We start from the raw sequence: 13530 nt of genomic DNA, 5'->3' as shown, positions 1-13530 counted from the left end.
GCTCGGCGACCCGAAAAACACCTGTTTGTCGTACATCCCTGTCGAAAACAGGGTTTTCCGTCAATCCGCCGCCGGCATTGGCGGGCATTGGGACATATCCGCCATTATTGCATTACGTGTCCAACGGCAGGTTTTGCCAAGAGTCGACGTCTAGAACATCCGCGCTCACTCATCCAAAGACAGGAAGCGAGGGAAAGCTCCTTCGCTGCGGGAGCCGCGCACACATGGGCGCACAACCACCGCAGTATCGGCAACTACCTTTGTTCAAGCGCCGCCCACGCCAGAATGCCAGTCACAAGGTCGGCTGGTACGTGACAGGAAATTTGGCTGGCGCATAGTTCCAACCATCCCCTCACCGGCTCCCAAGATGGGAACAGATACGTTCATCTGCTCGTCAAGCCATCTGAAGATGAAATACACGTTGCACGAACTTTCGCGTCGTAAAGAAAATGGTTCCCGCTGCAGCGGTAACGAAAATAGCAGGCACTAAAGCCGTTAAATTGGAGATCTGGACCGCTATTAGCACCACTGCTCCACCAGCAGCGAAGGCGATGGCTGTCGGGATCAGCGGTCGTAGAGGGGAGTAAACGGCAAAGTGTAAATGGATCATCCTCCGCCGGATCAAGGCCCTGGCGATGTACCCCAACAACAGCCCCGAGGCGATTCCGACCATACCGAAACGTGCCAGGAGAAAGGAAGCCACTATGCCGATTACTGCGCCTGCTACCGTTATTACAAGCCCTTGCCCCGGCGCGCGATACGCGAACAGCAGATCGGCTATGCCGAAGCCAGCCTGCAGAATCTCGGCAAGGCACAGGATCAGCATTGGAGCATAGGCGGCAGGATAATAGCCGCCCAGCAGACGAAGTATCGCCGCTCCCATGCCGGCGATCAGCAGGAAGGTCGGCAACTGCAGATCCAATATCTTCCTGCTCACGCCGGCGATGGTGTGCCTCGCCGGACCGAGACCGGAAAGTCGCAACTCCCGCGCAACGATGGGCGTCAACAGCGCATCGAAGGACTGTCGCACCTGCCGAAGTGGCGTGCAGACCTGCCGTGCCACACCATAGATGCCTGCCGGAGCATCACCTAACATCAAACCGACGATGTAAAGGTCTACGCGTTCTGCAAGCGCGGTGACGCAATCCGTCGCCGTCACCCAGCCATTGTGGCGGATCGTGCTGAACAACTGCCGAAAATCAGAGGGCCTTATGGTCACGCCTCGCATGTCAAAGCTCCGCAGCACTGCGGACAGAGCAAAGACAATCGCCGCAAGCGTCCCGGCGGCATAGCCTATCACGAGGCCAAATTGCGGGGCGCCGAACCAGAAGGCGACCACGGATACCAGAACCGCCACATAGGGTTCGATGATGCTCCTGCAGAGCACCTCGTAGCGGACAAGCCCCTGCCAGCGTGTGGCGGCAAGCAGGAGATCCAGCAACGCTTGCCCAGTGATGATCGGCGCCATCCACAACAGGGTCCGGCCAACTAGTCCCAGCCCCGGCAAGAGCAATATGCAGGAAACAATCAGCACCGTTACCAGCGCACTGGCACCGACGACGATCAGACCGGTTTCGAGCAGGCGGTCACCCGGCGATGTTGAATGCTCCGCATTTTCCAGGATCTGGAAAAGCATGGTCTTCATGCCCGCCCCGCCGATGGTGATGGAAACCTCAACGACGGCGAGCGCGACGCTGTACGCACCGTAAAGCGTGGCGCCATATAGGACGGCCGCCACCAACAGGAAGGAAATGCGGGCACCGAACTTGATCGCGAACCCGCCGCCCACCGCCAGCGCTCCGCGCTGGAGCCGTCGATTTCCATCAGAACTCTGCGCGTCGGGTGCCTTAGGCGGCGACCCGTCAACGGTCATTTGGGGCCATTCGGGGGAGGCGGCGTTGCAGGCGTGTCCGGCTGCACCTCCGGCTTGCGCTTGCGATGGCCGTGAACATGCAACGCGTCGATTTCCGCCTGCCTGGACTGGAGGTAGGATGCCCGAGAAGCCGCATATGGATCCGGCGAGTCGCGGAATTTCTGCAACTTGTCGGCGAATTCAACACGGTCGTCCAAGGTTCCGATGATGGTGGCGGGCAACGTATACCAGACGCGGTTGAAGGGCTTTCCAACTGTCGAGGGCAATAGCAGCTTGTCTACGGACAAGCCGACCAGATCGCGCACCGTAGTCGGCCCGACGAGCGGAAGGAAAAGAAAGGGCCCCGGCTTGATGCCATAGAAGCCCATCGTGTTGGCAAAGCTGTTGCGCCTTTTGGGAAGCCGGAAGGGCTTCTTCTTCGCCACGTCGACCACGCCGGCAATGCCGAGCGTGGAATTGACTCCAAAGCGCCCGACCGTTTCGAACGCTTTCCCGATCTTGTGCTGCAGAATATAATTTACGAAAACGACCGGTTCGTTCAGATTATTGAAGAAATGGCGCAATCCCGCGCGAATGAAGGACGGCACTATTTTGGAATAGGTCTTTGCCGCGGGTGCGACGACCAGCTTGTCGGCCGTCTGCACGACGGCGTAGGTCTTGAGGTTCACTTCCTGAAGAGGATCCTCGCGGGGCGGACGCGGTCTCGCACTGACGACGATCTCGTCATCTTCCGGATTTGCCTGCTGGGCTTGCTCGGGTGCGGCGCTGGCGGCCTGCGGCACAGTGTGGGTCGGCGCAATGGTGGCTTGCCCCGGCTCGGTTGCAGCGCTGGCGGCCCGCGGCGCGATCTGACCCGGTGCAACCGTGGCTTGCTCCGATGCGGAGGTGGACTGGGCATCCAAAGCGGGCACTACAACGGAAAGGACCGGCACCGCGATCAGTTCGTCGGGCGTGCCTGCCGGGTCCGCCGCCGCAGGACCGCTGGCCAGGAGCATCGCCGCTATGAGAGGAGAAACACCCATTATTGGACATTCATGGCAGTGTGTCTCGCTGCATTCGGCACGGATATGGGGCGACTGTCACCGACATTCCGATCGTCCGGAGAGGTCGACAGGACGGGTTTGGCGGGCGCAAATCGTTCCTTATCAGCAAACTCAAACGAAAGTCACCGCCCATTCGTGGGCCGGCGGGCACCGGATGCAGGCCATCTCCGCAACCGCCCTTGGGAGCCTGCCTGAACCGGCGATGACGGCCATTGCAAATCGCTTGCTGAGCGGGCACCTTAACCCGTAGATTACGCTTCAATGACGCTTGCCATCACCGACCTGTCACGAGACCGTCGGATAGAAGATCCGACCAACCTGTGGATTATCCATCCAGCGGCGCGCCGCCTGCTGCCCTGGTTCCTTGCGCGCGGGATCTCCGCCAATGCCGTTTCCCTGGGCGGGCTCGCCTTGGGCACGGTAGCGGCGCTCGCCTACGCGCAGTGGAAAATCTGGCCTTTCGCCCTTGCCGGCTTGCTGCTGTCCGTCGGCTGGCTCATCGCCGACGGCCTGGACGGGATGATCGCGCGTGCCACCGGCACCGCCAGCCCGCTGGGGCGCGTGCTGGACGGGGTATGCGACCACGGCGTTTTCATCCTGATCTATGTTGCGCTGGCCTTGTCGATCGGCACGGTGGAAGGCTGGGCATTGGCGGTCGCCGCCGGCGTTGCCCATATGGTGCAATCCAACATGTTCGAGAGCGAGCGCGCCCGCTTTCACCGTCGTTGCAAGGCAGTGGCGATGATCGCGCTTCCTGCGCCCAGCCGCAATCCGCTCGTTCGCCTGTATGATTTTGGCTGGGGGATGTTGGATCGCGTCGCGGCGCGATTCGATGACGTGCTGCAGCATCACCCTGCGCCCGCGGACCTTGCGGCGACCTATGGAGCCTTGGCCGCCAAGCCCATGCGGCTGATGAGCCTGTTGTCCGCCAATGTTCGGGTCTATGCGATTTTCCTTGCCTGCCTCATCGGCAATCCGCGCCTGTTTTGGTGGGTTGAACTCGTCCCACTGAACATCATCCTTATCCTCGGACTGTTCCAACATCGCATGGTCGAAAAACGCCTCGGAACAGTGTCGATGAAACACTCTTCACGAATTGAAGGAATAATGAAGTAATGCCGGCCATTAACATCGCCATCGTTGGTGTAGGAAACTGTGCCAGCTCTCTCGTGCAGGGGCTTTCCTACTATCGCGAAGGTGCAAATGAGACCGTCGGGCTCATGCATTGGGACCTGGGCGGCTATAAGCCGAACGATATCCGTGTCGTCGCTGCATGGGACGTGGATCAGCGCAAGGTCGGTAAGGACGTGTCGGAGGCGATTTTCGCCAAGCCCAATTGCACGGCCATCTTCTGCGAAACCGTGCCGCCTACCGGCACGAAGGTGCAGATGGGGCATGTTCTCGACGGCGTCGCCGAACATATGGCGGACTATGACGACAATCGGACCTTCCTGCTTTCGAGCGAGCGCGAAGCAACCAAGGCGGAAGTGGTCGCAGCCTTGCGCGAGACCAAGACCGACGTGCTGATGAACTATTTGCCAGTCGGCTCGCAGGCCGCCAGCGAGTTCTACGCCGAATGCGCGCTCGAGGCGGGCGTGGCGTTCGTCAACAATATCCCGGTGTTCATCGCCAGTGACCCCGTATGGGCGGAACGCTTCACCAAGGCTGGCGTGCCGATCATCGGCGACGACATCAAGGCGCAGCTCGGTGCCACCATCGTGCATCGCGTGCTGACCGATCTGTTCGCCAAGCGCGGCGTCAAGCTGGAGCGGACCTATCAGCTCAACACCGGCGGCAACACCGACTTTCTGAACATGTCGAATCACCGCCGTCTCGCCTCCAAGAAGATCTCGAAGACCGAGGCGGTGCAGTCGGTCGCTGCCGAGCGCCTGGACGACGAGAATGTTCATATCGGCCCGTCCGATTATGTGCCGTGGCAGAACGACAACAAGGTGTGCTTTCTGCGGATGGAAGGGACCATGTTCGGCGGCGTGCCGATGAACCTCGAGCTGCGCCTTTCCGTCGAGGACAGCCCCAACAGTGCCGGCGTCGCCATCGACATGATCCGGTGCGCCAAGCTGGCCAAGGATCGCGGGCTGGCGGGGCCGATCGATGCGGCATCGGCCTATTTCTGCAAGCACCCGCGTTTTCAGATGACCGACGATCTGGCGGCGCGCGCGGTCGACGAGTTCATTGCACTAGCAGCGGAATGATCGACACCGGCATTGTTCTCGCGGCAGGCGAAGGCTCGCGCCTTCGTGCTGTCGCGCCGCTCAAGCCGCTCTGCCTCGTTAACGGGCAGACCCTGCTTGCCCATGCCGTGTTCGGCATGGCGCAAGCCGGGCTTGCGCGAACGATCGTGGTCGTTGGCTATGAGGCAGAGACGATCGAAGCCTACCTAGCCGCGAACAGCTGGCCGATCCGTGTCGAGACCGTACGGGTAGAGGACCATCGGTATCCCAACGGGTCGTCGCTGCTCGCCGCCGAGCCTCTGCTGGACGGTGTGGAGGCAATCCTTGCGATGTGCGACCATCTGGTCGAGCCACATTTCTATCGGCGCATGGCCGGCACGGCGACGGGCGGCGGTGCGGCGCTCGGGATCGATCGTCGGATCGACAACGACTGGATCGACTTGGACGATGTGACGTGCGTTCAGACGGAGGGCGATCGTCTGGTCGGCATTGGCAAGGGCCTGGCCTTCTATGATTGCTTCGACACAGGCGTCTTTACGGTCGGCAAGGGCCTCTTCGATGCACTTCGCGGATTGGAAAAGCCCTCTCTCACCGAAGGGATGCGGCGCCTGGCATCCGACGGGGCCGCCGGCATCAAAGATTGCAGCGATCTTGAATGGATCGATGTGGACGATGAGCGGGCGTGGCGCATTGCGGAAACATGGCTAACATCAAGCCGTCATCGCGAGGGCGACGCTCAACATCGGCGCTGATAGCGGCCGGATAATGAGGGGGGTGGACACCTAGTCGCGAGATTGGAGGACCAGGAGGACGTCGCGCGCTGGACGGGCACGAGATAGAACGCCGTCGCGATGCTTCGCGCAAAATCGATGGGTTTAAAGGCACGACGAAGCTCCTGATCGACCGAAAAGAGGCGCGAACCGCCGGGAGCCAGAAACGCTGCCGATGACTGCTTTCAGCGAGAGCGGCCGTTCCCGCGCTGATCGGGAACGTCTTGAGTTGGTCGAAAGCGGCCACGCATGCGCCTGTCGGAAAACACATGATTTCCGACACCCTGAGCGACAACCCTGTTTCCGCGATCGTCTTGTCTTAGAAAATGATCGACAAACCCTGTCGCTTTGATGCAGTGTACAGAAAGCTGATTTCGAGGGTTTGTCGTACATGCTCATTGGATACATGCGGGTTTCGTCCGCGGACGATCGCCAATCGGTGGATCTGCAGCGTGACGCGCTCACCATGGCGGGTGTCGACCCGCGGCACATTCATACCGACAAGGCTTCCGGCGCACGGGACGATCGACCAGGCCTTAAAGCCTGCCTCGGCTATCTGGCTGAAGGTGACACACTGGTGGTTTGGAAGCTTGACCGCCTCGGGCGCTCTTTGCCCCACCTCCTCTCGATCATAGCGGACCTGAAAGAGCGGGGTATCGCATTCCGCTCCCTTACCGAGCAGATGGACACGACCACCCCCCACGGCGAGCTGCTGTTCTCCCTGTTCGGTGCTTTGGCACAGTACGAGCGCGCTTTGACGCGAGAGCGAGTGATGGCCGGCCTCGCCGCTGCAAAGCGGAGAGGGCGTAAGGGCGGAAGGCCGCCGGCGATCGATGCGGAGAAGATGGAAGCGGTCATGCAAGCACTGGCATCCGGCACCAGCAAAGCGGCGGTGTGCCGGAATTTCGGCATCGCTCGCTCTACGCTCGTGGGCACCCTTGCTCGTACCGGGTGGACGGGTCCTTCAGACGCTTAGCCGCGTCCGCTCATGGGTCGGAAGCCCCCGGTCCGCTCTCGCCCCACTTCCGGCGGTTGCGAGTGACGGCCTGTTCAAAAGCGGTCGTACCCCCCCGCTGCTGTTGGCACGTGAGATATCGTGATCAGGATGCCGCCACATAGCGTGCGCGTTACGCCCATCTCGAGACTGTCCGCTAAAAGATCGTCGTTCGGACAGGACCGCGCAAGACGGTGGCAGCATGTAAGCGCGCACGGTGCGGGAACGGCTTCCGTGTCGACGCAGCAGAGGGAAGGTAGCTCAGCTGCGCTGTTCGCCAGGTCCTCCAGATTAGGTCCTACAGCAGCTGGCAAGTTTGCCTATTTAGACAGCTCGATAGCGTCAGCGAACGTGACGGTGAGCAACACGGTTCCTGCATCGTCTTGCACCTGGATTTGGTGCTTCAAATCGAGGCGGCCGAGGCGCACCGAATGCGAGGCCAGGTCGCGCGCGGCTTGAATGGCCTTTAGGTGGGCCTCCGCGAGGTTCTGAAGCTCCTGCCCCTGCTCATCGGGAACTTCGATGTCGTTGATGATGCGGAAGTAGAAGCGCGCCATAACGCGGCAATGCTCACCTCGCGCTCGGGTTCCAAGCTTCCCCTTGGGTCATGCTCATTCGTCGACGAGCAGCTCTGAAGGCGGAAGCGGGTTAGCCGGCGCATCTATGGTTTAGTGTCATGTCGCTACGTGCCGAGGCTGGGTATGAAGATAGGCGGCGTCGAAGGTTGCGACTTTTCTGAAGCGGTCCCAATCACGAACTCGGAGCATACCGGAGGAGCGCTCAATGAGCCCTTCGTCACTAAGCTGCCGAAGCATGCGGTTGACATGGACGCTCGTAAGGCCCGTCGCGTCGCCAATCTGCTCTTGTGTGAACGGAAGTCGCGTGTTCTCCGCAGCTCCGAGACCGGCTGCTTCACTGCGGACGACAAACTCGCAGAGCATGTGGGCGATTCTGGTCCTAGCATCGCGGCGGCCGACGTTGAGCACCCACTCACGAAAGATAGACGCATCAATCAGCGCGTCGCGCCAGAATGCGGTGCCAATCGCAGGCTGCCGCGCAATGAGATCACGCAGCGCAGCCATCGGCATCCAAACGAGCTCTACGTCTGTCACTGCGTGCACGGAGTGATCGGCACGCTCCAGGAACAAGTGCTGAAGGTCGAGCATGTCGCCTGCAACGTGGAACGATACGATCTGGCGTCCTCCGTCAGCGGAGAGCTTACTGCGCGCAGCGTACCCGTCGATCAGCAAACAGCATTCCTGTGGCCTTTGGCCCTCCCGAACGATGTACGTGTTAGCGCGCGCGCTAGCTACACGATGAGGCAAGGCACGGATGGCGGCTACGTCTTCTGGCCGGATGTCAGCAAGACGCTGCACCTTCGCAATGAAGCCGCGCAGGGGATGAAGGGCGTCGTTCATTGTCCATCCTCAACGAATTCTGCCGCCGTCAAACTTCTGTGCCTTCCAATCGTTCCATGTATGGAATGGGTGTGCGATCGCGAGACGCTTAAGCCTGCGTTGGAGGTCAACCGTTTCAGCATCTCGCTCCGCGTCAACGTGGCCGAAGGGGAACTGCCCGAGTTCATCCGTGAGCTTCAGCGGGTCTGGTGCGCGGCTCACGCCATAACGTGATGCGGAGGTGTCGCATTTCCACGTTGCGCTTACATCGGGGTAGTTTCGTAGTTTGCCGCCAGTTAGAAAAGGCACATTCCGCCGCAAGATAGAAATGGCACACGCCGCTCTTGGCAGCGGGGGCTGCGTGGAGCCCTCCTCATAGCGCAGCGCTGCCCCCGCTGATGCCCATCACGCCCGGCTCCTGACCCCGGACCCGCGGCGCACGCAGTGGGCCCGGTCACACCGCCTCAACCGCCGGTGCTCGTGCTATCGGGTATGGTATCCACGGAGCTCCGGTCGGACAGGCAGCTCGCGCCCACTTTCGGCCGTTCGACCTCTATGTCATGCCTGCTTCATGAGCGGAAAGTTCACGCGGAACATGGGGGCAGCCTTGTCAGCTTGCGCGCTTGCGCTCGCTGGATGTGCCGAGGGATGGAAGGCGAGTGAGGCCGATAGCCGCGATTGGCTTCCCGGAGCGTTCCCCCATCTCAAGCGAGTAATCGTGCTTCTTCGGACATGTCAGCCCAAACGGCCAAGCGGTTATAACAACATCTGGGTTGACGGATCGAACGACGACGAAAGGCCTCACTGCACCTTCGGTGATGACAGCGGGATCGACCAAATTAGGTCGGAATTGAAGCAGGCTGGAGTTCTTGGCGTCTCTTACTGGCCGAGCGGCACTCCCCGTGGACGAGTGGATTGGGCAGAGTTCGTCTTATTCCGAGAAGGTATTGTCACTTCGGGATCCAGCACGTCCGTGATGTACAAGGCGGAGCCACAGTCTTGCGTCGGTACAACTGAGGGTGACGGAAGCTTCCGAGTGACGTCTCGTTCCATCTCTACCGCGCGATGCCATTGGTTCTGGACCCGATCCGAAGGATAAAGCGGAACGCCGCTTCCCACCCACTCCTGGCCATTGCGAGCGGCGGGCTGTCCAAAAGCGGCTGACATCCCTGCGCTCGTGAGGATGTACGACAAACAGGTGGTTCCGGACACCCCTGCAATCCCAATCTCGGGAGGTCTGCTATACCTGGTGCGCGATGGCACAGTCTCTTTTGAGTGTGTTGATGGCGATTGAAGCACCGGCTGCAGCCTGGTCCTTGAAGGGCATACCCAAAGAGCACCGCCGTTGGCGCGTTCCACCGCAAGCTTCCGGACGAACCAAGCCCGAGACGACCTTGGAGCCGATCGTTGGAGGAGGTGGGTCAGGCGCCTCCTCCGGCGCGACCTTAGGCTCGACGATATCGAAACCGGCTTCCGCTTTCCTCGCGAAACAGCCATTCGGGCATTGCAGCCCTCTGGCTGCAGAATGGAGGTGATTTCCATAGACACACAATCTGCAATCGCGGTGGCGATGCTCTGCATCGCCTTCGCGGGTCTCGTGATCAAGATCATAGAGGCCGCCCGTAAATAACGGGTGAGGGGGCAGGCTCTGGCAGGCCTGTCCCCAATATGCAGAAAGGGCGCACCGCTGGCACGGCACGCCCTTGGAGATGATTCCATAGAAACAATCTGCATGAGCTATATAGGCCGGTGGGCCCTGATGGTCAACGTGGAGGCGAGCGGTAGGAGAGGGGAGGGAGCTTGGACAGGTTTCCCAGTAGGAAGCGCCCTCCTCCCGGCCCCCAACAGCAGCCCCTCTCATGGAGAGGAGAACCGCGGCTGCACGTCGGCTTTGAACATTTGGCTGTAAGCTGCAAGATGTCGCGCTATGCTAGCTCCAACGACAAGGCATCAACGGAGATCTGATGATTACCAGGGGTTCGGAATGGCGTCGCTGGGAGCCCCATATTCACGCGCCGGGAACTGTACTGAACAACCAATTCCGCGGACCCGATCCATGGACCGGCTATATTGACGCCTTAGAGGCCAGCTCGCCGTGCATCGAGGCTATCGCTGCGACCGATTACTATGTAACAGATACCTACTCGCAAATCTTGGCCTACAAAGCGGCAGGCCGGCTTCCGGATGTCGGGTTGATATTTCCAAATATCGAGCTTCGGCTCGATGTGACTGCCCGAAAAGGGTACGTTAACCTGCATCTTCTAGTAAGCCCGGAAGACAACAACCACTTGGTGGAAGTAGGACGCATCCTCAAGCGCCTGCATTTTCATGCCTTTGATGACTCCTTTGATTGCAGCCGGGACGAGCTTATCCGTCTTGGCCGTCGCGCAAACCCGAGCCTGGCAGAGGATCGGGCTGCGCTAGCGCACGGTGCCACCCAATTCCGCGTGAATTTTGCGCAGCTGCGCGAGGTGCTCAAGGGCAGCGAGTGGGCCAGGAAACACATTCTCGTTGCAGTAGCCGGTGGCGCGGATGATGGAACGTCGGGCTTGCGTCAGGCGGCAGACGCAACTGTCCGACAGGAGATCGAGAAGTTCGCGGACATAATCTTCGCAAGTAGTGTTGCCCAGCGAGAGTTTTGGCTCGGCCGCCGAGGCGTGTCCGTCGACCAGCTTCAGGACGGGTATGAAGGCTGTAAGCCCTGCCTCCACGGAAGTGATGCCCATGATCACGCTAGCGTTGGTAATCCGATCGAGAACCGCTATTCTTGGATCAAAGGCGCTGTGACATTCGACGCGCTACGTCAGGCATGCATTGATCCTGCGGGTCGTGCGTACGTCGGTGCTGAGCCGCCACACACGGCCATGCCCTCACAGGTGATCTCGGAAATCGAGCTCGGCAACGCCGCTTGGGCTACAACCCCGAAGTTGCCGCTTAATCCCGGTCTCGTCGCCATCATCGGCGCCCGCGGTTCTGGGAAAACTGCGCTCGCCGACATGATTGCAGCTGGCGCCGATGCGATTCCGCCAGCTGCCTGGAAAGCTGACGAAAATATAAGTCCATCATTTCTCGCCCGTGCTCGCTCTCTGATAGGCGACGGATCATCAACCCTCACTTGGGGCGGAGGAACAACCGTCACGCGGTTTCTGGACGGCCGTGACGCAAATAGTGCCTCCGCATTTCCGAGGGCACGTTACCTCTCCCAGCAATTTGTAGAGGAGCTGTGCTCTTCCAAGGGCGCTTCGGAAGGCCTCATCCATGAAATCGAACGCGTCATTTTCGAGGCTCACCCGCGCGATCAGCGAGACGGAGCGGTAAACTTTGCTCAGCTGCGAGATCGCTGGACTATGCGTTTCCAGCAGGCTCGTCAGCGAGAGAGTGAAGCGATTTCGACGATTTCCGAACGGATCGCAGAGGAGATCGAAAAGGAAACGCTTGTCACCTCGCTGAGCAATCAAGCCGCTCAAAAGCGACTTTTAATCGAAGGGTACTCAAACGACCTTGCTAAGCTGGTCGTTAAGGGCACAGAGGCTCAGGCACAGCGTCACGCTCAGCTTAATGCGGCAGCTCAAGGCGTTAACTCCCGTATCCAACAATATGCCAATCAGCGACGGACCTTCCTCGCCATGCAGGACGAAGTTCGCAGCACCAAGGTCACGAAGGCACCAGAGCTCCTGCGCCAAGCTCAAGCTCGCCATGCAAGCAGCGGCCTCAGCGCAGCGCAATGGGAGGACTTTCTCCTCGTCTACAAGGGCAACGTCGAAAAGGCACTGCAGGAATACATCATCTGGGCCGATCAGGAGATTGCAAACCTTCGTGGCGCCCCCCCGCCACCGACTTCGAATCCGAGCGTCCCACTTGTCGCGGATGACGCAGACCTGGCCACACTACCCTTGGCGCTCATCCAAGCTGAAATGCATCGCCTTGAGCAACTCATCAGCGCTGATCAGGTCGTGCGAGGGCAGTATAATGCACTGTCTGCCCGCATTGCTCAGGAAAACAGTGAACTACAAGGAATTGATTCTTGTCTGCTGGACGCGCAGGGAGCTGCGGCACGACGGAAGGACCTTCAGGTCGAGCGGGACGAAGCCTACGCCCGAATTTTCGAAGCCATCATCAACGAACAGAATGCATTGGCAAAGCTTTACGCGCCTTTGATGGCTCGCCTCGCAGCCGCGCCTGGAACACTCGGAAAGCTTAGCTTTTCTGTTGGCCGGGTGGTAGACGTTCGCCGCTGGGGAGCGTTCGCTGAAGATAATCTTATAGATTGTCGCAAATCGGGTCCTTTCTTCGGACGTGGCTCGCTAATTGATCTTGCGGAAACCACGTTTCGCACGCCTTGGGAGACGGGAAGCTCCTCAGATGTGCAAATCGCTATGTCCGGCTTCATCGCCGCTCACACACGTGATCTGTTTGCGCATGCTCCTTTTGCGCAAAGTCAACGGGCAGAGTTTCGTTCATGGTCAAAGAGCTTTGCGCATTGGCTGTTCAGCACCGACCACATCTCAGTCCGTTATGAAATAAGATACGACGGCATAGACATTCGGAAGCTTTCCCCTGGCACTCGCGGCATTGTCCTGCTTTTGCTGTATCTCGCGTTGGATGATGGGGATGATCGTCCCCTAATAATCGATCAACCGGAGGAAAACCTCGACCCGAAATCGGTTTTCGACGAGCTGGTGTCGCTCTTCATATCGGCCAAAAGCAAGCGGCAGGTGATCATGGTGACGCACAATGCTAACTTGGTCATCAACACCGATGCTGATCAGATCATCATCGCAGAATGTGGTACACATCAGAGCGGTGGCCTTCCGCCTATCACCTACGTTGCCGGAGGTCTGGAAGATGAACACATACGCAAGGCTGTCTGTGACATCCTCGAAGGGGGTGAGCAGGCATTCCGCGAGCGAGCGCGCAGATTGCGCGTAAGGCTGAAAAGATAGCGAGCTTCAGGCCACGCTACGTGACGGGGCAGCGCCGCTGCCCCGTCCGTTTCCGGTCACGCAGCTGCCTGGACGTGCCGGACCATCTCTCGCTTCCATCCAATCATTGCGATGGCGCCGGCTACGAGAACGCCAGTGGAGAGCACTGCCGCCACAGGGGTGGAAAGTCCCGCGTGTGCGACTTCGTACCCTCTCATGACCGTCATTTTGGAAGCGGAGCCGCACAGAACCTACACCAAAACTGAGGTCCGGTGTAATTGAAACTGATGATGCACCTGATGGGTGTGCCGCGAGCCGATCGACGACGATTGATCATGC

At 59.7% G+C, this 13530-nt stretch carries 10 protein-coding genes; 6 read left to right on the top strand and 4 right to left on the bottom strand.

From position 1 onward, the window contains the following. Nucleotides 1-394: 394 nt before the first annotated feature. Nucleotides 395-1873 (bottom strand): oligosaccharide flippase family protein, encoded by a 1479-nt coding sequence (locus CA234_RS19405; RefSeq protein ID WP_126002536.1) that lies wholly within the window; start codon nt 1871-1873, stop codon nt 395-397. Next, nucleotides 1870-2895, bottom strand: coding sequence for a VacJ family lipoprotein (locus CA234_RS19400; RefSeq protein ID WP_126002535.1), 1026 nt, complete (start codon nt 2893-2895; stop codon nt 1870-1872). Before CA234_RS19400 ends, CA234_RS19405 begins: the two co-directional genes overlap by 4 nt. A gap of 282 nt (nt 2896-3177) precedes the next feature. Here CA234_RS19400 and CA234_RS19395 point away from each other — a divergent pair, with 282 nt between their 5' ends. From CA234_RS19395 to CA234_RS19380, 4 genes are all read left to right on the top strand, one after another. Continuing rightward, nucleotides 3178-4032 (top strand): CDP-alcohol phosphatidyltransferase family protein, encoded by an 855-nt coding sequence (locus tag CA234_RS19395; RefSeq protein WP_126002534.1) that lies wholly within the window; start codon nt 3178-3180, stop codon nt 4030-4032. Beyond that, on the top strand, nt 4032-5129 hold the full coding sequence (locus CA234_RS19390; protein WP_126002533.1) for an inositol-3-phosphate synthase: 1098 nt from the start codon (nt 4032-4034) through the stop codon (nt 5127-5129). Before CA234_RS19395 ends, CA234_RS19390 begins: the two co-directional genes overlap by 1 nt. Beyond that, nucleotides 5126-5860, top strand: a complete 735-nt coding sequence (locus CA234_RS19385; protein ID WP_126002532.1) for an NTP transferase domain-containing protein — start codon at nt 5126-5128, stop codon at nt 5858-5860. Before CA234_RS19390 ends, CA234_RS19385 begins: the two co-directional genes overlap by 4 nt. Nucleotides 5861-6269: 409 nt before the next feature. Next, nucleotides 6270-6854 carry a recombinase family protein gene (locus tag CA234_RS19380; protein ID WP_126002531.1) on the top strand — a complete coding sequence of 195 codons (585 nt, stop codon included), beginning with the start codon at nt 6270-6272 and terminating at the stop codon, nt 6852-6854. Nucleotides 6855-7192: 338 nt separating this feature from the next. Here CA234_RS19380 and CA234_RS19375 read toward each other — a convergent pair whose 3' ends face one another. Then, nucleotides 7193-7429 (bottom strand): hypothetical protein, encoded by a 237-nt coding sequence (locus CA234_RS19375; protein ID WP_126002530.1) that lies wholly within the window; start codon nt 7427-7429, stop codon nt 7193-7195. Between the two features lie 117 nt (nt 7430-7546). After that, nucleotides 7547-8116, bottom strand: coding sequence for a Crp/Fnr family transcriptional regulator (locus CA234_RS19370; RefSeq protein ID WP_241213588.1), 570 nt, complete (start codon nt 8114-8116; stop codon nt 7547-7549). Here CA234_RS19370 and CA234_RS25050 point away from each other — a divergent pair. Further along, a complete protein-coding gene (locus CA234_RS25050; protein ID WP_241213590.1) occupies nt 7997-8503 on the top strand; it encodes a hypothetical protein in 507 nt (168 codons plus the stop codon). The genes CA234_RS19370 and CA234_RS25050 overlap by 120 nt on opposite strands. Nucleotides 8504-10233: 1730 nt before the next feature. Then, nucleotides 10234-13212, top strand: a complete 2979-nt coding sequence (locus CA234_RS19365; protein ID WP_126002528.1) for a TrlF family AAA-like ATPase — start codon at nt 10234-10236, stop codon at nt 13210-13212. The last annotated feature ends 318 nt before the right edge of the window (nt 13213-13530 follow it).

Source organism: Sphingomonas sp. ABOLE (assembly GCF_003950455.1).
Lineage (GTDB): Bacteria > Pseudomonadota > Alphaproteobacteria > Sphingomonadales > Sphingomonadaceae > Sphingomonas > Sphingomonas trueperi.
This window is presented reverse-complemented; position numbering and strand designations above follow the sequence as displayed.